The organism is Shewanella sp. ECSMB14102 (assembly GCF_000813075.1).
Taxonomy (GTDB): domain Bacteria; phylum Pseudomonadota; class Gammaproteobacteria; order Enterobacterales; family Shewanellaceae; genus Shewanella; species Shewanella indica.
Map to the genome: position 1 here is coordinate 24,874 of NZ_JWGX01000033.1, position 19,092 is coordinate 43,965.

At 52.9% G+C, this 19,092-nt stretch carries 18 protein-coding genes; 12 read left to right on the forward strand and 6 right to left on the reverse strand.

Going from position 1 to position 19,092, the window contains the following annotated elements; all coding sequences use genetic code 11:
• Positions 1 to 178 precede the first annotated feature (178 nt).
• From RC73_RS12510 to mtgA, 5 genes are all read left to right on the forward strand, one after another.
• Positions 179 to 1,231, forward strand: a complete 1,053-nt coding sequence (locus tag RC73_RS12510) for an endonuclease/exonuclease/phosphatase family protein (protein ID WP_052248175.1) — start codon at positions 179 to 181, stop codon at positions 1,229 to 1,231.
• Between the two features lie 167 nt (positions 1,232 to 1,398).
• Positions 1,399 to 2,139 (forward strand): sporulation protein, encoded by a 741-nt coding sequence (locus tag RC73_RS12515; protein ID WP_039034955.1) that lies wholly within the window; start codon positions 1,399 to 1,401, stop codon positions 2,137 to 2,139.
• A gap of 66 nt (positions 2,140 to 2,205) precedes the next feature.
• On the forward strand, positions 2,206 to 2,631 hold the full coding sequence (gene trxC, locus RC73_RS12520) for a thioredoxin TrxC (RefSeq protein WP_039034956.1): 426 nt from the start codon (positions 2,206 to 2,208) through the stop codon (positions 2,629 to 2,631).
• Entirely contained in the window at positions 2,631 to 3,278 is a 648-nt protein-coding gene (locus RC73_RS12525) for a lipase family alpha/beta hydrolase (protein WP_052248176.1), read from the forward strand. The genes trxC and RC73_RS12525 overlap by 1 nt, the downstream gene beginning before the upstream one ends.
• A gap of 244 nt (positions 3,279 to 3,522) precedes the next feature.
• The gene (gene mtgA / locus RC73_RS12530; protein WP_039034957.1) at positions 3,523 to 4,239 is read left to right on the forward strand and encodes a monofunctional biosynthetic peptidoglycan transglycosylase; all 717 of its coding nucleotides are present in this window, start codon (positions 3,523 to 3,525) and stop codon (positions 4,237 to 4,239) included.
• On the opposite strand, the gene RC73_RS12535 is transcribed toward mtgA, so the two are convergent.
• Together RC73_RS12535 and RC73_RS12540 are read right to left on the reverse strand one after the other, a co-directional pair.
• Complete coding sequence (locus RC73_RS12535; protein ID WP_071476741.1) at positions 4,223 to 5,974, reverse strand: sensor domain-containing diguanylate cyclase; 1,752 nt, start codon at positions 5,972 to 5,974, stop codon at positions 4,223 to 4,225. The two genes, mtgA and RC73_RS12535, sit on opposite strands and share 17 nt — an antisense overlap.
• A gap of 261 nt (positions 5,975 to 6,235) precedes the next feature.
• Positions 6,236 to 8,263: a S9 family peptidase gene (locus RC73_RS12540; RefSeq protein ID WP_039034958.1), complete on the reverse strand. Its 2,028-nt coding sequence runs from the start codon at positions 8,261 to 8,263 to the stop codon at positions 6,236 to 6,238.
• Positions 8,264 to 8,567: 304 nt separating this feature from the next.
• Here RC73_RS12540 and RC73_RS12545 point away from each other — a divergent pair, with 304 nt between their 5' ends.
• On the forward strand, positions 8,568 to 9,935 hold the full coding sequence (locus RC73_RS12545) for an L-cystine transporter (RefSeq protein WP_039034959.1): 1,368 nt from the start codon (positions 8,568 to 8,570) through the stop codon (positions 9,933 to 9,935).
• 140 nt (positions 9,936 to 10,075) lie between these two features.
• Here RC73_RS12545 and RC73_RS12550 read toward each other — a convergent pair whose 3' ends face one another.
• The 3 genes from RC73_RS12550 to RC73_RS21480 all read right to left on the reverse strand — a co-directional run bounded on the left by RC73_RS12550 (position 10,076) and on the right by RC73_RS21480 (position 12,263).
• The gene (locus RC73_RS12550) at positions 10,076 to 11,377 is read right to left on the reverse strand and encodes a type II toxin-antitoxin system HipA family toxin (RefSeq protein ID WP_039034960.1); all 1,302 of its coding nucleotides are present in this window, start codon (positions 11,375 to 11,377) and stop codon (positions 10,076 to 10,078) included.
• Positions 11,377 to 11,625, reverse strand: coding sequence for a type II toxin-antitoxin system antitoxin HipB (hipB, locus tag RC73_RS12555; protein WP_039034961.1), 249 nt, complete (start codon positions 11,623 to 11,625; stop codon positions 11,377 to 11,379). Before hipB ends, RC73_RS12550 begins: the two co-directional genes overlap by 1 nt.
• A gap of 458 nt (positions 11,626 to 12,083) precedes the next feature.
• Positions 12,084 to 12,263 (reverse strand): hypothetical protein, encoded by a 180-nt coding sequence (locus RC73_RS21480; RefSeq protein ID WP_152608441.1) that lies wholly within the window; start codon positions 12,261 to 12,263, stop codon positions 12,084 to 12,086.
• A 196-nt stretch (positions 12,264 to 12,459) separates the two neighbouring features.
• Between RC73_RS21480 and RC73_RS12560 the strand changes: the two genes are divergently transcribed.
• The 5 genes from RC73_RS12560 to mnmD all read left to right on the forward strand — a co-directional run bounded on the left by RC73_RS12560 (position 12,460) and on the right by mnmD (position 17,090).
• Positions 12,460 to 12,864 carry a hypothetical protein gene (locus tag RC73_RS12560; RefSeq protein ID WP_039034962.1) on the forward strand — a complete coding sequence of 135 codons (405 nt, stop codon included), beginning with the start codon at positions 12,460 to 12,462 and terminating at the stop codon, positions 12,862 to 12,864.
• A 62-nt stretch (positions 12,865 to 12,926) separates the two neighbouring features.
• Positions 12,927 to 15,014, forward strand: a complete 2,088-nt coding sequence (locus tag RC73_RS12565) for a protein-disulfide reductase DsbD family protein (RefSeq protein ID WP_052248177.1) — start codon at positions 12,927 to 12,929, stop codon at positions 15,012 to 15,014.
• The gene (locus RC73_RS12570; RefSeq protein ID WP_039034963.1) at positions 15,011 to 15,538 is read left to right on the forward strand and encodes a protein disulfide oxidoreductase; all 528 of its coding nucleotides are present in this window, start codon (positions 15,011 to 15,013) and stop codon (positions 15,536 to 15,538) included. Before RC73_RS12565 ends, RC73_RS12570 begins: the two co-directional genes overlap by 4 nt.
• A gap of 11 nt (positions 15,539 to 15,549) precedes the next feature.
• Entirely contained in the window at positions 15,550 to 16,287 is a 738-nt protein-coding gene (locus tag RC73_RS12580) for a DsbA family protein (protein ID WP_052248178.1), read from the forward strand.
• A 92-nt stretch (positions 16,288 to 16,379) separates the two neighbouring features.
• A complete protein-coding gene (gene mnmD, locus RC73_RS12585) occupies positions 16,380 to 17,090 on the forward strand; it encodes a tRNA (5-methylaminomethyl-2-thiouridine)(34)-methyltransferase MnmD (protein WP_039034966.1) in 711 nt (236 codons plus the stop codon).
• Here the strand turns inward: mnmD and rarD are convergent.
• A complete protein-coding gene (gene rarD, locus RC73_RS12590; protein WP_039034967.1) occupies positions 17,076 to 17,969 on the reverse strand; it encodes an EamA family transporter RarD in 894 nt (297 codons plus the stop codon). The genes mnmD and rarD overlap by 15 nt on opposite strands.
• A gap of 435 nt (positions 17,970 to 18,404) precedes the next feature.
• On the opposite strand from rarD, the gene RC73_RS12595 reads away from it, so the two are divergent.
• Positions 18,405 to 19,061 carry a thiopurine S-methyltransferase gene (locus tag RC73_RS12595; protein ID WP_039034968.1) on the forward strand — a complete coding sequence of 219 codons (657 nt, stop codon included), beginning with the start codon at positions 18,405 to 18,407 and terminating at the stop codon, positions 19,059 to 19,061.
• Positions 19,062 to 19,092 lie beyond the last annotated feature (31 nt).

Consider the following 19,092-nt stretch of genomic DNA (forward strand, 5'->3'; position numbering starts at 1 on the left):
CAGGGTTGTTTAGCCACAAATAGCGGCTTTTTGTTGTTTGTTTGTTGTGCTATTGGGCGCCATTGGGGGGAATGGGTAGCCGGGAAGTTGTTTTTTGGGGGGCTATTGGACAAATCCCAGCAGCGGCTTAATATCAACACTATTACTCAGTAGGGTTACCGGAGCCGCAGCGCTTTTCATGTCTTCCAATATCCGTATCGCCAGCCTGAATCTGTTCAATTTTGCCATGCCGCCGCTGGCGTTTCATGAGTTCAACAACATCTATACCCAAGGACAGTGGCAACAAAAGTGCGACTGGATAGCCCGCTGGCTGCAGCAAGCACAGCCAGATCTGGTGGGCTGGCAGGAGGTATTCAGCCCCGAGCCGCTGCGTGAATTGTGTCAGGCTGCCGGTCTTGCCCACTTTGCGCTGGTGGATTCGCCGGTCATAGAAGGCTTTATTGCCCGCAAGAGTGTAGTAGCTCTGGCAAGCCGTTATCCAATCGTTTCCCTGGCGGCGGTGGCGCTGGATGCCGAACTGGCATTTTCACTGGGGCTCAAGGATGAGTTTCAAAGCAGTCGTCAGATATTGAGAGCCACCTTGATGCTGCCTGGGATCGGCCACTGTGATACCTATGTGGTGCATTTCAAATCACCACGCAATAAGTTGCCCAAGGGCGCGGTCGAGCAGCAAGGTGCCGCCGGGCTGCTGGCCGAGAGTGCGCTGGGCCGCTGGTCAGCCACTTTGCAGCGTGGCAGTGAGGCGATGTTGTTGTATCAGGCGATACTCAAGCGGCGCCAGCAAAGCGGCAACGCTGTGGTACTGATGGGGGATTTTAACGCCGGCATAGACTCCAGTGAACTCAAGGGGCTGTTGGTGGGTGTCGGGCAGCTCTATAACGGGGATATTCGCGCCGCGGGCCTTTACGGCCTGCCCGATGAAAGGCTGAAACTGCAGCTGGCGCATTTTCAGCTGTTTGACGCCTGGCAGCTCTGGCGAGAAGCTTCTGAGCAAAGTGGCGAGCGAGTGACAGTGACTCGGCCCGTGACCCATTTTCACGGCTCTCAAGGCGGGGTGATCGACTATCTGTTGTTGAGTCAGGAGTTTGATGCCCGTAGCCAGCATAGCCTGGCTGAAGTGGTGGATTACCGGGTTTATGACAGGCACCTGCTGCGGCCGCAGTTTGAGCTGGATGCCCAGGCGAGCGACCATACACCGATTTTGGCAGAAGTCTGTTTACGCCATCCCTGATTAGGACGATGATTTTGCCGGCTTTTGGTTTTTAACTGGCTCAGAATGATTTCGTTGCTGCCTGCTTATTGGGTTTGGGAATTTACAGCCGATGCGCCCACCCTTTACTCGCCGAAGAAAAGGGGCTTAAATGCGGCAAGGCCTTTTAAGTAAATCAGGAACAGAGGATGTTTAAGAAATTGCTCGCTGCAGTTGGCGTTGGCGGCGCCAGTGTCGATACCCGCTTACTCAATGCCAACCTGCAACCAGGGCAAACCTTCGAAGCCCGAATCGTGCTCAAGGGCGGCGAGGTAAGCCAGAGTATTGCCGGCCTGGAGCTGGCCCTTATGACTCGGGTTAAGGTCAGTGATGGCGACAGCAGTCATTTTATCAATCATTGTCTGGCCAGCTGGCGCATCAGCGAGGGCTTTGAACTTCAGGCCGGAGAGGTGAGAGAGTTGCCTTTTATCGGTCAGTTGCATCCTGAGACCCCATTTACCGAGTTGCCGGTGCGTAACAATCAATGCCGGGTCTGGCTGCAAACCGGGCTGGCGATAGATTACGCTATAGATCCGGGCGATCAGGATCTGCTGCAGATCCAGCCTACCCAGCTGTTGCTGCACCTGCTGCAGGCCATGGAAGAGTTGGGCTTTGTCCTTAAAAAAGCCGATGTCGAGCAAGGCTATATCAACACCTCTGGGTTTCGCAGTGGTTCAGGTTGCTATCAGGAGTTGGAGTTTGTGCCCGCAGGGCTTGGGATCCGCCTTTTGCGTGAAGTGGAGCTCACCCTGGTACCTGCCGGAAAGCAAACCCATATCTTGTTGGAGCTGGACCGGGCTTTTCGCGGCGATGGCTATCTGAGTCTGACCTTGGATAATCAGGCCGATTATCCTCAGGTATTGGCCGCGTTGCGACCTCATCTGACTTGAATCGGTTTAATATCGTCCCCCTATTTTACAGTGTGCGGCGATAACGCCGCTTGAGAGGAGAATCCTATGTTGATTGCATGTCCCCAGTGCGCTGGAATGAACCGGGTGCCGGAAGAACGCCTGTCTCAAGGCCCTAAGTGCGGCCATTGTAAGCAGCCTTTGTTTCAAGGCCTTCCAGTAGAACTGACTGATGCCAACTTTGCCAACCATGCCCATAAGTCAGAGCTGCCGTTGGTGGTGGATTTCTGGGCCGGCTGGTGTGGACCCTGCAAACAGTTTGCTCCCATATTCGAGCAGAGCGCTGCCGAACTGGAGCCGGAGTTTCGGTTCGGCAAGCTGGATACCGAGGCTCAGCAAGCGCTGGCGGCCCAGTATGGGATCCGCTCCATTCCGACCATAATGCTGTTCAAAAATGGCCGAATGATAGCCCAGCAGGCCGGTGCTATGCCCAAACAGGCATTTCAGCAGTGGCTCAAGAGTCAGCCTGCTTGATGCTAGATAGCAACAAAGCCTTGGTAGTGTTGGTGCATGGCTTCAATAAAGATGAACGTGATATGGGGTTTCTGGCCCAAGGCTTGGCTCGGCAATACAGGATCCTGTGCCCCAGATTACCCACCCGTTTCGGCTCACTGCAACAAGCGGTAGTGACCTTGCGCCAGGCGCTGGATGAGCAGAAATGGCAGCAGTATCCCAGAGTGCACTTTGTGGCTCACAGTATGGGAGGCTTAATCGTCCGGCAACTGCTGGCAGAGCAGCCGCCCGGCAATCTGGGTCACAGTGTGTTTATTGCCACGCCCCATGATGGTTCACCGCTGGCGAGCCTGGCCGATAAGCTTCCGGGATATTCCCGGCTATTTCAGCCGCTGCAATCTTTGCTGCCGGGGCAGCGCTGGGCAAGCTGGCGCATGGATAGCCGGGCTCATCTTGGGATCATCGCCGGCAGTGGGACTCAGGATCCCTTGGGCGCCTTGATTGACGGCGAGTCCGATGGCCGGGTACCCCTGGCTTCTACCCGTTGTGATGATGCCAGTGATTGGCTGGTGTTGCCCCTGTGCCATAAGGCCATACATTGGCATCAGGATACGCTGGCGGCGGTACAGAGCTTTCTTGAGTGCGGCCGCTTTGGCGCTGACTCATGAGCGCTGACTAATAAGCTAGGGGTATTAGAGCTTGGCTAAGGGGAAATGAGGGCCGCTGAGTTTCTCTGGTGCGCCGGATAAGCTTACAGATTGGAATTTTGGGCCGGGTTCGCACCTGGCAAAATACTCAATTATTATTCACAGAGGGTTTCCTGGCTCACTCAGTTTCAGGTGCACTCAGTTTCAGATGCACTCAGTTTCAAGTGCACTCAGTTTCAGGTGGGCTTATTTATCAGGAGCGAATTTGGCCGCGAAAAAGGGATGGTTTAGGCGACTGACGGCCTGGCTGATAAAACTGTTGTTGGGGCTGATGATACTGTCTCTGCTGATGGTGATTGCCCTTAAGTTTGTTAACCCACCGCTGTGGAGCTGGCGTATTGAACGCTATTGGTTTCCACCGGCGCCGGTAACACAGGTACAGCGCCAGGTGCAGCATCAGTGGCAGCCGCTGACTCAGATATCTGCCAATATGCAGCTGGCGGTGATCGCCAGTGAAGATCAGCGTTTTGCCCTTCATTCCGGTTTTGATCTCAAGGCGATTCAGACTGCCATAGAAGATAAGCTTCAGGGGGAGCGCCTCAGAGGCGCCAGCACCTTGAGCCAGCAAACCGCCAAGAACCTGTTTATGTGGTCTTCGCGTAGCTTTATTCGCAAGGGGGCTGAAGCCTGGTTCACCTTGCTTTTGGAGCTGGTGTTGGATAAGCCCAGGATCCTTGAGTTGTATCTGAATATTGTTGAATTCGGCCCGGGGATCTACGGCGTTGAAGCGGCGGCGCAATACTATTTTCATAAGAACGCCGCTCAGTTGTCGTCCCGCGAGGCGGCCTTGCTGGCCGCCTTGTTACCCAATCCCTGGCAATATCAAATCAATCCGCCTAGTGCTTACATGAACCGCCGCGCCGACTGGATCCAGCAGCAGATGCGGCAATTGGGGCTGCAAACACTTAAAGACCTGGATTGATTTCAATGTCGGTAATTAACCCTTGGTCGCTAGCGCTTGAATTGGCGACGACCCGATTGCGGCCACTGTTTTTGGCTTGGTATAGTGCGCGGTCGGCTCGTTTTACGGCCGCTTCTATCGATTCTGTTGCAATTTCAACCTCGGCCACGCCCAAGCTTATGGTGCAACTTATCCTGTCTCCCGTGTCGGCGGTTAGCTGCATAGCTTCGACATTGAGGCGCAGCTGCTCGGCTCGCTGCAAGGCTTGGCTTAGGGAGGCTCCCGGAAGCAAGATCACGAACTCTTCACCGCCGAAGCGGGCCGCCATCTCGGCTCCTTGGCAGTGTTGTTTCAATAATTTGGCCAGGGCGACTATCACTCTGTCGCCCAAGTGATGACCAAAGTTATCGTTGATCTGCTTGAAACTGTCTATATCCAGAATAAGCACAGAGATAGCCTCGCCATTGCGGCCGGCCAGCTTAAGTTGATAGTCGGCTTCGGAATAGAAATAGCGCCGGTTATAGAGTTTGGTCAGAGGGTCGGTGGCCGCCTGGCGTTTAAGCTCTTCCTGCGAGGCGCGAATATCCTCAAGAATTTTGATCCTATAGGAGATGATAAACGCCAGGGTGAGGGCTTCCAGCATAATGCCTATGCCGACTCCGTGGCTGCTGAGATAGCTCGGAGAGATCAAGCCCTTGTAGAAGAGCACGGCTATGCCGTTGAAGATCACGAAGAAGCTGTGGCCCACCAGAAAGTACTTCACCAGGGGGTTGCCCTTGCGATAGAGGGAGATACTCACAGAGAAGGTCACCAGCATCATGAGTGCTGCCAGGCTGCTGGCGGGTTTGAGTGCCGCTGAGATATCAAACAGCCCCCAAATCAGAATGGCAAATAGCAGCAACAACAACAATTGCAACACCTTGTGCTCTGTGGGGTAGAACTGCCTGGTTTCGAAGATAGCCGTCATAAACAGCAGCAGGAAAATCGGCATGGTGAGCAGCGACAGATTGAGCATGAAGACGTTCGAGCCGTAGGCGTTGAACACGCTGGCGACTAGGCCATAGGACAAGGCAATCCACACCAGACCGGAGATTAGGTACAGCGAATAGTAGATGTTCTCTTTCTTGCTGCTGGCGAAATACAGCAGGCAGTTGTAGAACACCAGCGCCAGCAACATCCCCACCATGATCGCAATATCATAGTGAGTACTCACCAGAGCGCGCCGCGAATTTTCTCCATCCATCAGTGTCATGGCAAACCATTGATGGGAGTAAGCGTGGCTACGAATATACAAGGTTGTTATCTGATCTGGCGCCAGAGTCAGTGGGTAGACCACTGTGCCCCGATACATAAGTGGGTTGTCGGCGGCCTGTTCGAGATCCAACTGCTCGTGTCGCTGCAGTTGTTGGCCGCTTTCCTCATAGATGTCGATTTGCTGCACATGGTAGGCATGGGGCAGGTGCAACAACAGCGGCTTTTCCTGCGAGAGTCTATTGTGCAGTATCAGCTTGAACCAGGTGACCCTGGCGTTGGTACCCAAAGTGGTGACATTATCGGTTACGCCGAAAGGTTTCTGGCGTGCCTGCTCAAAGCCAAGGTTCTGGCTGTTATCAATAAAATAGCCGATTTTGAACTTTTCGAGCGCGACGCTGTTTTGTTCTATATTAATAACGGGAAGCTTAACCTGCTCTAATGCAAATAGTTTTAGGCTGGTTAGTAGCAAAAACAGGCACAGCAACGCGTATCTCAATTCCATTCAGGTATCCATTTTCCCTGGCGCCGGCATGTCCAGGCGCTTCTTTATTGTTCAATGGTACCCAAGGATAAAAAGTGTCGCCAGCAATACCGCTTGTTATGCGGTTTCTTGTTTGAATGACAGTATCTTGAAGTTTGGAAAATTATTGAGTGATGGATTGATGGTGCCTCTTAGTTGTTGCAGCTTATATTTAGGCTCATTTTTGGCACTAAAAAAGGCGACCCTGAGTCGCCTTCTTGCTTGGATGCCGATTATCGACGATTAACGTGGGCCCGGCTCGGCATAATGGGTCATCCAGTCTTTGACCTGGTTATACCAATAGATGGAGTTGTTGGGCTTCATGATCCAGTGGTTTTCATCGGGGAAATAAATCATCCGCGATTCCACTCCACGGCTTTGCAGGGTGCGGAACAACTCAAAACCTTGCCCCACTGGCACCCGGTAGTCCAGCTGACCATGGCTCACCAGGGTCGGTGTATTGAAACCGGCGGCAAAGTAATGGGGTGAAATCGACTGGTAGATCTCCGGTTTTTCCCAGTAATGGCCGAAGCGGGTGCTGTGCACGGCGAAGTCGGAAGCCATCTGGGAGTACATGTCGTACACGGCGGCATGGATCAACAGCGCCTTGAACGGATGTTTCTGCCCGAGGATGATGGAGGTCAGATAGCCGCCGTAGCTGGCACCACCGGCCACCATGCGATCGCTGTCGATCCAGCTCTTTTGTTCAAACCAGTCGGCTGCCTTGAGGACATCATCCAGAGACTTGTTTTTCCAGTCCGGGTTGATGGCATCGGCAAACTCCTGGCCGAAGCCGCTGGAACCGTGGAAATTGGGCCAGGCGGTGACATAACCCCAGGAGGCAAAGGTCTGGGCGTTCCAGCGATAGTGGAAACCATCACTGATAGCGTTGTGTGGGCCGCCGTGTACCAGCATAAACAGCGGGTACTTCTTGCTGCGATCGAAACCCGGTGGGTAGTGCACCCACATCTGGATATCCTGGTTGTTGTAACCCTTGTAGGTCACAGACTCATAGCTGCCCAGATCCACATCCTTGAGCAGTTCATCATTGAACTGCTCCAGCCTTTGGCCTTTACCGTTCTTGGGATTGATCGCCAGCAGTCGCGCCGGATAAAGGAAGCTGTCGTTGAGGGCAATCAGGGTGCCTTTCTTGCCTATCTGCGGCTGACCATAGTTGGTGTCCTTGGTGATCGCCTTCACTTTGCCGCTTTTGGCATCAATATGATAGATACGGCTGGTGGCGGCATCATCAATGGCGGCGTAGAAGCCTTTACCATCCGGCGTCCAGCTGAACTGAGACACAGATCTGTCCCAATTGGCGGTCAGGGTCTTGAGCTTACGGCTGTGGATATCCAGCAGCATCAGCCTGGAGGTGTCGGCATAGAAACCCGGGATCTTCTGGCGAGTGAAGGCCAGCGTCTTGCCGTCAGGGCTGAAGCTTGGGCGGCTATCGGGCGCTTCGTTGTCCGGTGTCAGGTTTTCTGCCTTGTCTGCGCCTATCTTGCCGAGGAAGATATCCAGCTTGGGATCGACCCGGTTGTCGGAGCCGTAGGCGTTGAAGGCGATCAGTTTCTCATCGGCAGACACATCATAGCTGCCGGCGCTTTGACTCGAACGAGGCAGCTCATGGCCCAGTGTTTGAGTAATGGCTTCTATCTCGCCGCCCTTGGCAGGAATTCGGAACACATGCGCCTGACGGCGTTCATCCAGCCAATGATCGAACTGGGCATAGGGCAGAGCATTCCACTGCTTGGCCGAGGTCTTGTTGTCCTTGTCGGCTTTCAGCTGCTCTTGCATCTGCTTCCAGTCCTGCCCGGGGAAGATATTGCTGATGAAATAGAGATGGTTACCTACCCATTTGATGCCGTACACGCCGGTAGGCACCTCGGTCAGCCGCTGGGCTTCACCCGGGCCATTCATCGGCAGCAGATAGATCTGCCCGGCATCGTCCTCATTGCGCTGGCTGACAAAGGCCAGAGTGTTGCCATCGGGAGAAAATACCGGGTTGCTCACCTTGAGTCCGGCGGCAGTCAGTGGGCGTTGATGTTTGCCATCGGCATCAAAGTACCAAAGTTGGGTCGACCCTTTGTCGGCCTTGACATCATACTCGGTCACGGGGGCGATGATATGCTCGCCGCCGGGCGATACTACCGGGTTACCGATACGCTTGAGTTGCCACAATAGCTCAACCGACAAGGGCTTGCCCGGCTCTGCCCACGCCGATGCCAGTGGCATCAAGAGGCAGAGTAATAGAATTCCAACCTTCTTCACGGAAAGTCTCCTTTAGATACAGATAGTTATTATATTTGGCAGCGAAGGCTGCCTCGGGAGTATATCCCCGGATGATGAAAACAAGCTTATCCGGGCACGGTTTGATGGGATTATTTTGTGTAACTTTCTGTTAGCGCTGGTACGGTATCGTGTGAAATTTGGCCGTTTTGTGTGGGGGTTAAGTCAGGTCATTTATAATCAGAGGCTATAAAGAATAATAACTTAATATTTTGTCGTGCTTAAACTAGCGCTTATTATGCGGTAGATTCTCTCTTTATATACCGTTTCCCGTATAAGGTTCCATATGTCTATTGCAGTTATCGCAGCCATTGCGGTATTTCTCGGCGTTCTGTTTATTCTGTTTCACCAACAGCAAAAAGAGCACAAATTATCCCGTCTGGTGCTGATCGGCTTAATCCTCGGCAGTGCCTATGGTTTCCTGATGCAGTCATACTTCGGCGTGGACAGCCCGGTCACTGCAGAGACGCTCAGTTGGATTGCCATAGTCGGCGGTGGCTATGTGGCATTGCTGAAGATGGTGATTATGCCCCTGGTACTGGTGTCCATGGTCGCGGCCGTGGTCAAGTTGGATAAGGGCGGCTCGCTCGGCAAGATCTCCTCCCTGACCATATTTATTCTGATGGCGACCACGGCCATAGCGGCTTTGATAGGTATTCTGGTCACTTCCATCTCGGGGATTTCTGCCGAGGGGCTGATCGCCGGTAGCCGGGAAACGGCGCAAATGGCGGTATTGGATACCAAGGCGGCTTCGATTGCTGATCTGACTGTACCGCAAATGCTGCTGAGCTTTATTCCGGTAAATCCTTTTGCCGATCTGGCCGGTGCCCGTTCCACTTCCATCATTGCCGTGGTGATTTTCGGTATCCTCCTCGGGATAGCGGCCCGCAAGGTGATGCATGAGAAAGAGCAACTGGAATCGCCCATACGGACCTTTGTTGAAGGTGCACAGGCGATTGTTATGCGCCTGGTGAAGATGATTATGGCGCTGACTCCCTATGGTATTGCCGCGCTGATGGCCAAGGTGGTCGCCTCTTCCAGCGGCGCCGATATGCTCAATTTGTTGGGCTTTATTCTGGCCTCTTACGTCGCCATTCTGCTGATGTTTGTTGTTCACGGCATACTGGTGGCCATGGTAGGCGTCAGCCCGCTGGACTACTTCCGTAAAATTTGGCCCGTGCTGACCTTTGCCTTCTCGTCGCGCAGTTCGGCGGCGACTATTCCATTGAATGTCGAGGCTCAGGTGACCCAGCTGAATGTGCCGCCGGCCATTGCCAATCTGGCGGCCTCGTTCGGCGCTACTATCGGCCAGAACGGCTGCGCCGGTATCTATCCTGCGATGTTGGCTGTCATGGTGGCGCCCAGCATGGGCATAGATCCACTGGACTTGCATTTCATGCTGTCCTTGATTGCCATAGTGACTATCAGTTCTTTCGGGATCGCCGGTGTCGGTGGCGGCGCAACATTTGCGGCGTTAATTGTCCTGCCTGCCATGGGACTGCCGGTGGCCATTGTGGCGCTGCTGATCTCCATCGAGCCGCTGATTGATATGGCGCGTACCGCCTTGAACGTATCCGGCTCCATGACCGCCGGTACCATGACCAGTCGGCTATTGAAGCAAACCACGGAAAACCAGACGGCCGAACAGCAGTAAGTTGCTCCGGCTAACGGCTTGATAAAAAGGATGCTGCGGCATCCTTTTTTAGATTGGCACAGGTAATGAAAATCTTACTTCAAAAGGACATTAACCCGCATCCGCTTATGGAAATAGCATTTAAAATTAATATCTTATAGCTAGATTTTTTTAATTATTTTCTTGGCATTCTCAAAAATGGAGTTGGAGATATGCTCTGGAAAACCCTCCGGTAGATTCGCCCTTACTTGTAAGATTGCCTCAGGTAACGCACCTTTCATTTCATCCATTATTCTTTGCATCTTATCCTGACTAAAATTCACAGCTTTAGCAGTATCTAAGAAGTGACGAGGCAGGATTTTATTGATTTCATACTTCTTGCTTTTTGTGGCTTTCAACCCCATTGCGAGCTTAAGTTGTCTAATATTGAGTCCTTTTCCTCCCAACAATGGGTAGGCAGACAAAATGTCGTAGAATGGGGTGAGTCGATAGCTACCTCCTTTATCAATATAGATAGAAAAGTTTTTAGCATGTCCATCCGTAGCCCCAATGATCCATTGAAATACCTGGAATCTCATGAAGTTATATCGATCTTCAAGTGCATTACTTGAACCCATTAATAACTCCATGATCTGTGCTATACCTGGGCCACCTTGAGATTCATATTTGATGGATGATGGCATACCAAACACTTGGCAAATATCTTCTTGAGGTAAGCGTAGCAAGCCTGCTCTGTCTTTTGTCCTGCGTCGATCAAATCGTTCTACAGCTAAAGCTTTAAGGTTGTCTGTTTTGATTATATTGACGCTGGGAACTGCGAATCCCAGAGCTTTAGCTAGCTCAATGCAAAGATATTCATTTTCTACGCTATCTTTGAGATCCAGTGTCGCGTTAGCTTGTTGTATTTCGCCTATTGGCAGCTTGATAATGTGAGTGGTTGGGGTGTTTCCTTTCGGGATACACCATTGTCCATCAACGAATAAGAGTGCAGTTTTCTCTTGAGCACCTGCCACTGAGATCCTAAAGTCTTCTTCCTCTTTGAGCATCCCGAGGGGAATATCAGACTTGTATGCAGAAAGAATCGCCTCTAGTTTCTTGTCATCCAATACTTCGTAGCTGAGTGGCTCTTTTTTATAGGGGTGTTCGGGAGGAAGTAATGCAATTGCACCAACACTATCCTTTCCGATTGCTTTTAAGAGATCAAATGGTTGTTTGGATGAGGCTTTGTACCTTGCAACGATCCTATCTCTGACTTGTGGGCTGTCTGGTAAGAGATTGTCAAAATAGTTGATAACGGCATCGGAAGTGATAGTCGGTAATTGAAGCTTTAAAGACAGTGACAGTGGGCGAGTCTTCGCATTGGTTATCCAGTCCTTATTATATTGAAAAGTGTGAGCGCCGTTCTTATGCTTCGCCAAGGTGCCAACAAGTTCACCATTCATGTATGCTATTAGCTTTTGCATTACCAACTCTCATCATCATTTTCATTTAGCGAAGTCAGCTGTGTTTTTTCTTGGATACTCAATGTTAGATCCATAGCTTGTACAAGCTTAAAGAAGGTAGAAAGCGTTGTTTTGTTGGGGTTGTTCTCGAAGTTCGAGATCGTCGCTTGCTTTATACCGACTTTTTTCGCTAACTCTGACTGAGTCCAGCCATTCTTTTGGCGTATCAGTAGCATCATATCTGCGAGTTGCTTTGGACTATATATCATTAGTTCCAGCCCTCAATGATTAGAGATGAATTTTAAAGTTATCTCATATCCCCACTAGAGGATTAGCCTGCATTTATCCCTTTATTGGGATAAATGCTGATTTATACCTATCAGGGGATAAATACTGCTTTATACCTATTAGGGTATAAGTGACTAAATATCCGCTATTGAGGATATTTAGTCAATAGAAGTCAGAAGGAACAATGATATTTAGTTGAGTCATAGACTGCTCTAGCATCCTGTTTAGTTTTGATCCGCACTCTTATCCCAAAGGACAAACCCCCAAAGGGGACAAGTTGGATTTTTGTTGTCTCAGACGGTTATAATTCCGCCATCCTCACTTATTGGAGCTCACGCCAAAATGAACAACTGACACCTGATCACCAATCTTTTTTACTTTTCCATTATTAGATTGGCAGGGTCGGTCGGCGTGTTCGCTCAAGTCTTTATTGTTGCAGTCAGTTGGCACTCATTCGCCAGATCAGTGCCGCGCTGGCGCTCTTTGACCAGGGCTCTGGCTTGCCTGAGATCCACAGCTTGAGTTTGGCATCCATATCGAAGCGCCCGGCGCAAAGCGGCGCTGCTCGCTGACGCAACTGAGCAGTACCCGCTCCACCGGAGGGAAGTCTGATTGCCACTCCTGGGAGTATCTGCCTTGGGTAAGAGGTTTAAGCTGCATCTGGGGGCGAAAACCGAGGCTTGGTAGGGGAATTATCCTGCCAATGGCGCAGATGGCAAGCAAGGATTGGTTACAGTAACGGTTTCAGGATTGACCTTTGTCGTCAATCATGGAACCCTATCGGCATTCTTGGGCCATACAGAGCAAAGTGCAGCATGGGGTTTTCACTCGGTGTTAACCGCTTCTCCCTCAAAGACAGGGCGATGGTGTCATTGATCATCAGTCTGCTGGTGATTCTGCTCTGTTTTGGTCAGCAGCTTTCGCTGTTTGGCTCCTGCCCGCTCAAGGCTCAGCATCAACTGACGCAAATTGGCGTTGATACTGCGCCGACTCACGCCAATGATGCGGGTAAGGCGCAGCTCAATGAAGAGCCCTGCCATCTGTCTTCCCATATGCTGAACCTGCAACCTGTGGTACTGCAACTGGGACTCACTGCCCTGTTGCTGTTTCTGCTGTTGCTCAACTGGCTCGGCAGTACCCGACCTTTCAGTGTTTATCTCTCCCACCCCATAGTCTCCAAACGAAGGCGACACTCAGTGTTGTGCGTGTATCTGGAATGAAAACATCCTGAACTTTTGCCGGTTAACACCGGGTTCTGATGTTTTGTTTTGGAGCTAATTTCATGTATTTAAAAAGAATATGGCATGCCTTCGCGGTATGTCTGATGCTGCTCAGCCAAGTAGTCTTGGCAGAGCCGCTGAGCAGTGGCTGGCTCAAGCACCCGGATCATCCTCCGGTTAAGGTGCAACTGACACTGGCCGATGTTGATGCCGGCCAAGTCGGTGAGCTCAACGCCTTGCTGGATGTGGCCTTGAGCGGCGACTGGAAAACCTACTGGCGCGCGCCGGGGGAAGGCGGGATCCCGCCGACTCTGGACTGGTCCGCCTCGGAGAATATTGCCACGGTCGACTGGCACTGGCCGTTGCCGCAGCGCTATGTGTTGCAGGGCATAGAAACTCTGGGTTACAAGGGCGATACCCTGTTTCCACTGACTATTCGCCTCAAGGATCCCGGGCAGCCGTTTCGGCTCAAGGGCACCCTGACCCTGTCTTCCTGCACCAATGTCTGTGTGTTGACCGATTACCCTGTGGAGCTGAGCGGTCAGGCCGCCGGGCTTAAGGCCGATGATGGCTTTTTGCACCAGTGGGGCGAGGCGATGGCCAGGGTGCCACAGGGCAATGGCGGCGCGGTCTTGCAGTCGATTGTCTGGGATGAAAAACAGCAGTTGCTGCAACTGGCCATAGAGGCTGCTAGCCCCTGGCAGCAGGCAGATCTGTTTCTGTTCGGCGAGGATGAGACAGTCAGTGAGCTGATCTTCTCCCGGCCGCAGATCCAGACAGATGGCAAACGGCTGACCGCCACTTTCGGGGTCAAACATTGGCTGGGAACGCCGGAGCTGGAGGGCAAGCCGCTGCTGATTCACCTGGCCGACACACACCTTTCGGCCGAACTGAGCGGCGCCATCGCCACAGGGCATGTTGCCAAGCCGCAGCCGAGCCTGCCGCTGTGGAGCCTGTTTCTGATGGCGCTGGCCGGTGGCCTTATTCTCAACATCATGCCTTGCGTATTGCCTGTGCTGGGCATGAAGGTGCACGGGGTCATGATGAGCAGCCAGGGCAGTCGCAGTCAGGTTCGCGGCCATTTTATGGCTTCGGCACTGGGTATTTTGCTGTCATTCTGGTTGATTGCCGCCGGTCTTAGCTTGCTGAAGTTGTCCGGTCAGTCGCTGGGCTGGGGGATACAGTTCCAGCAGCCCTGGTTTATCGGCTTTATGGTGCTGCTGACCTGGGGCTTCGGCCTCAATCTGCTGGGGGTGTTTGAAATCAACCTGCCTTCCAAGTGGCAAACCCGCCTGGCCGGTGCCGGTGATGATTCGCGCCTCGGCCACTTGTTGCAGGGGATGCTGGCTACACTGCTGGCTACGCCATGTACCGCGCCGTTTCTCGGTACTGCGGTGGCTTTCGCTCTCGGCGCCGACTACCCCATGCTGTTTGCCCTCTTTAGCGCCATGGGGCTGGGAATGGCCTTGCCCTGGTTGATGCTGGCGTTGTGGCCGGCGTTGGCGCAGCGTTTACCCAAGCCCGGGCGCTGGATGAACTGGGTCAAGCCTGTGTTCGCGCTGATGATGCTGGCAACCTGTCTCTGGCTACTGAGTCTGCTGCAAAGCTTCTTCTCCGTTGCGGTCATCTTGGGGCTGGGCGCCTTGATGTTGCTGCTGACACTGGGACTGCTGGGCAAGCGTTACGGCACTCAGGTAATGGTGTATGCCATTGGCGGCAGTTTTCTGTTTGCCAGCCTGGCGCTCGGGGTAGGTTATCTGACACGGGATGCCTGGGTTAGCCCTTTGCCTTCGGATCACCATTGGCAACCGCTGAATTTAGTGCAGCTTAAACAGGCGGTCGATGAGGGCAAGACAGTGTTTGTCGATGTCACGGCCGACTGGTGCATTACCTGTCAGGCCAACAAGGTGGGAGTGCTGCTGCAAAACCCTGTTTATGATGCCCTTGGCGATGACAGAGTGCTGCTGATGCGTGGTGACTGGACCAAACCCAGCGAGGAAATTACCGCCTACCTCAAGGCCAATGGCCGCTTTGGGGTGCCTTTTAATCAGGTCTATGGCCCGGGAACCCCCGCCGGTAATCCATTACCGGTAATTCTCAGTAGCGATGGGGTATTGGCGGCCTTGGCCGAAGCGGAGAGCAGACAATGACCCAGAAAAATAAACCGGCCCACAAGGGGCTTCAATGGCTCAAGACCCTGCTTGGCTATGGGCTATTCATTCTGGTGGTGAGTATTGCCCTCGATGCTTTTCGCAGCCGCGAGATGCCGGAAACCTTGCCACTGCAAACGGTTCAGAGCCTGGTCGGCAGCCAACTGGATATCGCCGCCATGAGTATGGAGCGCCCGGTTATTTTGTACTACTGGGCCAGTTGGTGTGGCGTCTGCCCCTTGGTGTCCGGCACTGTCGATGGTTTCAGTGACCGCGAACAGGTGGTGACCGTGGCGCTGCAGTCGGGCAATAACACCCAGGTCAAGCAGTACCTGCAAAACAAGGGTTATGGCTTTGAGGTGGTCAATGATCCCAGCGGCGCCTTGGCGCGCTCCCTTGGAGTGTCGGCGACACCGACGCTTTTGTTTATCTATCAGGGCGAAATCCGCAGCAGCACCACAGGAGTCACAAGTTGGCCGGGGATCTGGCTGCGACTCTGGCTGACAAAAATGAATTTAATTTGAGGAATAACAAGATGAAGTATTGGATAGTATTGAGTGCCTGGCTGCTGGCGGCCAGCGGCAGTTTACAGGCGGCAGAGCAGCAGCTGAGCCAACAAGAGGAACAGCAACTGGGGCAGATCCGCAACATTTTGGTCAAGCATCCGGAGATCATTCCCGGCGTGCTCGGCAGCATAGAGTCTTATGTGGAGCAGCGGCAGTTGCAGCAGCAAGCGCTGGCCAAGCACAAGGACTGGTTGTTCAACAACCCGCAGATGCCGACTATGGGCAGCAGTAAGCCCGAGTTACAGCTGGTGGTTTTTACCGACTATAACTGCCCCTACTGTAAGCGGATGGAACTGGAATTTGCCAAGCTTTTAAAGGAGTTTCCAAACTTGCAGGTGGTCAATGTGTTTGTGCCATTGAGGCAGATAAAGGCCCAGGGCACTGAGCTTTCCTCCGGCGGCTTTGCCCTCGAAGTCTGGCAGCAGGATCGCAAGGATTTCCCCCGGGTACATGAACTCTTGATGGCCAAAAATGGTATGCACACAGAGAATTCACTGCAGCAGGTCGCCAAGGCCACGGGCACTGAACAATACCTCAAGCCCAGCGGCCGCGCCGACGAGTTGATGCATACCAATGTGAGAGTCTTCTCTGAACTGGGCTTTGGCGGTACGCCGACACTGCTCATAGGTGATGAAGTGATCCCCGGCTATATCGACTATGCCACCCTCAAGGCCGTGGTACAGCAGGTGCTGGAGCGCCAAGGGTAATTGGCTTGCGGCAGTTATCGCCTTTCTGGGATAATTGCCCGTCACCGGGGCGAGCGCCCCGGTTTTCCCCGCACAGATGATTAAGAGTCGAGATGAAACACGTAAGTCTGCAGCTGACCGAAGACGGGTCACACACTCTATTTAATGCCGAGCTCAATGAGACCTACCACTCCCACAAGGGGGCGTTGGCCGAATCCCGTTATGTGTTTATCCACGCCGGGCTCGAGCAGATGTTGCAGGACTTTGACCATCTGGCGATTCTGGAAGTGGGCTTTGGCACCGGGCTCAATGCCCTCATGACCCTGGGTAAGGTGCTGGAGCTGACAAAGGCGCGTCAGCACAGTGGCTTGGCGCCGTTGCCGGTGCGCTATGTCACTATAGAGCCCTATCCCTTGTCCGCCGAGCTGATTGAAGGGCTGAACTACAAGGGCATGCTGCCCGGCTGGTATGCGCCGCTGTTCGATGCCTTGCACGCCGCCCCCTGGGATCAGGATGTGGAAATCATGCCGGGTTTTGTGCTGCGTAAGGTCAAGGGCAAACTGGAGCAGCTCGAGTGGCAGGGCGAACCCTTCAACTTGGTGTATTACGATGCCTTCGCCCCCAGCAAGCAGCCGGATGTATGGGCGCTGGATAACTTCAAAAAGTGCTATGGGTTGCTGGAGCAGGGCGGCTTATTGGTGTCTTACTGCGCCAATGGCCAGTTCAAGCGAGATCTCAAGGCCGCCGGTTTTCAGGTACAAGCTTACCCGGGAGCCCTGGGCAAGCGTGAGATGACCCGCGCCTGGAAGTTAGACTCGCTTTAAGCTGCGACGCAGGCCGGGCAAGGCCTCCAGCGAGCACAGCAGCAGTCCGGCCCAGATGAGGGAGAAACTCACCAGTTTCACCTCGTCAAACACCTCTCCAAAGATAACCACCGCCAGCAAAAATTGCAGGCTGGGCTCAATGTATTGCAGCAAACCCACCATGGACAGACTCGTGTATCTCAGCGCCAGGCTGAATAGGATCAGCGGCGCCAGCGTCACGGGCGCCGAACCGATATAGAGCATAATGCCTTCGCTGCCGCCAGCCAGTGCGGCGCTTTGCTCTGTGGCCAGCAGATAACAGAGGTAGCCCAAAGCAAAGGGGGTCAGCAGCAGAGCCTCCAGGGTAACCGAGGTGAAGGAGTCAAAGCGAATAAACTTTTTCAGCAGCCCGTAGAGGGCAAAAAAGCTGCCCATCACCAGAGACAACCAGGGCAGGCTGCCGTATTGATATACCTGCCAGCCGATACCGGCAATGGCCAGCACCACCGCGGCCAGTTGCGCCTTACTCAGCTTGTCGCCGAGGAACAGTACCCCCAGAGCGATGGCAAACAGAGGGTTGATAAAGAATCCCAGGCTGGCCGCCAGTACCTGACCATGGGTCAGGGCCCAGGTGAAGCTGACCCAGGAGATACACATAATAAGCCCGGCGGCAAAGCACAGCAGCAATGAGCGTTTATCGCGCCACAGCGCGCCAAAGGCTGGTAATGGTCGTCTGAGCAGGACAAAGACCAGCAGCATAAAGGGCACAGACCAGATGACCCTGAAGGCCAGCAACTCAAAGATGGCCGCATCCGGCAGCAATTGATAGTAGAGGGGTAATATTCCCCAAAGTACGAAAGAGAAGGCCGCCAGAGCGTTTCCCTTGAGAGAGCTGGACATGATTGTCACCGAAACAACACAATACTCGGATATGGCGGCTATTCTGGCATGGCCTTTATAAAAGGGAAGTGAATTAACTCACTGTTTAAAAAATCTTTTCATTCTTTAAACCCAGCCCGCTGCGAGAGAATTCATTCTTGGGCTTTTAAATTCTATTTGCGCCTTTTTTGATTGGCCCCAGAGCTTTCAAAATGATCTTGGTCATTTGGGGAAAGGGCGGCGTTCTTGATGGCGAACAGACAGAGTGAGTCGGGGGAAGTGGGTAGCCAACTCTGCTCCTCATCAATTCACTCAAGCTGAGTATTGGTGCGTCTTTCAGTCTGAAACTGTGAGGCTATTCTTTTATCTGAGACTATTATTTTACACCTGTTGGACTTTGCATCTGTTACTCGAGTCGCTAGAGTATCAAGATTTTCTGATGAACAGGATGGATAGATGGAACCCGGATTCTGGCATGAACGCTGGCACAAACAGCAGATAGGTTTTCACCAGCAGGATATTAACCCCTTCTTGGTAAAGTACTGGTCCACACTCGCGCTTAGGGGCAATGAGCAGGTTTTTGTTCCACTTTGTGGCAAGTCTTTGGACATGTGTTATTTGGCCGAGAAGGGCCATGATCTGCTCGGCTGTGAACTGAGTGAGTTGGCGGTAAGGCAGTTCTTTGAAGAGAATCGCCTTGCGTATCAACAGAAAGCCTTTGGCGAACTGCAGGCGTTCTCCAGTGAGCAGATGACTTTGCTGCAGGGAGATCTCTTTGCATTGCAGGCTCAGCAATTGGCGTCGGTAGGTGCCTTCTACGATAGGGCAGCGTTAATCGCCTGGCCTGAGGAGATGCGTTTGCAATATGCCGCCAAGCTGGCTTCCTTGTTACCGAGTGGTTGTTGTGGCCTGTTGATCACTCTGGAATACCCTCAGGATATGCTCAAGGGGCCGCCATTCAGTGTGACCCGGGAGTGGATAAGGGAGCATATGAGCCAGTGGTTTGAGGTCACTCTGCTGGAGCAAGCCGATGTGTTGGCCGATAACCCCAGGTTCATTGCCAAAGAGGTGCCGTGGCTCAACGAGAGTGCTTATCTTTTGAAACGTAAATAAGTTTTTCTGGCGAAGATAAGCGTTGAAGGCG

What these genes read in the sequence shown, in the direction of transcription:
- RC73_RS12535 (WP_071476741.1), bottom strand. Translation starts at nt 5,974, where the DNA reads ATGGAATTGAGATACGCGTTGCTGTGCCTGTTTTTGCTACTAACCAGC.
- RC73_RS12510 (WP_052248175.1), top strand. Translation starts at nt 179, where the DNA reads ATGTCTTCCAATATCCGTATCGCCAGCCTGAATCTGTTCAATTTTGCC.
- hipB (WP_039034961.1), bottom strand. Translation starts at nt 11,625, where the DNA reads ATGATATATAGTCCAAAGCAACTCGCAGATATGATGCTACTGATACGC.
- RC73_RS12525 (WP_052248176.1), top strand. Translation starts at nt 2,631, where the DNA reads ATGCTAGATAGCAACAAAGCCTTGGTAGTGTTGGTGCATGGCTTCAAT.
- RC73_RS12565 (WP_052248177.1), top strand. Translation starts at nt 12,927, where the DNA reads ATGTATTTAAAAAGAATATGGCATGCCTTCGCGGTATGTCTGATGCTG.
- RC73_RS12545 (WP_039034959.1), top strand. Translation starts at nt 8,568, where the DNA reads ATGTCTATTGCAGTTATCGCAGCCATTGCGGTATTTCTCGGCGTTCTG.
- RC73_RS12560 (WP_039034962.1), top strand. Translation starts at nt 12,460, where the DNA reads ATGGGGTTTTCACTCGGTGTTAACCGCTTCTCCCTCAAAGACAGGGCG.
- rarD (WP_039034967.1), bottom strand. Translation starts at nt 17,969, where the DNA reads ATGTCCAGCTCTCTCAAGGGAAACGCTCTGGCGGCCTTCTCTTTCGTA.
- RC73_RS12580 (WP_052248178.1), top strand. Translation starts at nt 15,550, where the DNA reads ATGAAGTATTGGATAGTATTGAGTGCCTGGCTGCTGGCGGCCAGCGGC.
- trxC (WP_039034956.1), top strand. Translation starts at nt 2,206, where the DNA reads ATGTTGATTGCATGTCCCCAGTGCGCTGGAATGAACCGGGTGCCGGAA.
- RC73_RS12550 (WP_039034960.1), bottom strand. Translation starts at nt 11,377, where the DNA reads ATGCAAAAGCTAATAGCATACATGAATGGTGAACTTGTTGGCACCTTG.
- RC73_RS12595 (WP_039034968.1), top strand. Translation starts at nt 18,405, where the DNA reads ATGGAACCCGGATTCTGGCATGAACGCTGGCACAAACAGCAGATAGGT.
- RC73_RS12570 (WP_039034963.1), top strand. Translation starts at nt 15,011, where the DNA reads ATGACCCAGAAAAATAAACCGGCCCACAAGGGGCTTCAATGGCTCAAG.
- mnmD (WP_039034966.1), top strand. Translation starts at nt 16,380, where the DNA reads ATGAAACACGTAAGTCTGCAGCTGACCGAAGACGGGTCACACACTCTA.
- RC73_RS12515 (WP_039034955.1), top strand. Translation starts at nt 1,399, where the DNA reads ATGTTTAAGAAATTGCTCGCTGCAGTTGGCGTTGGCGGCGCCAGTGTC.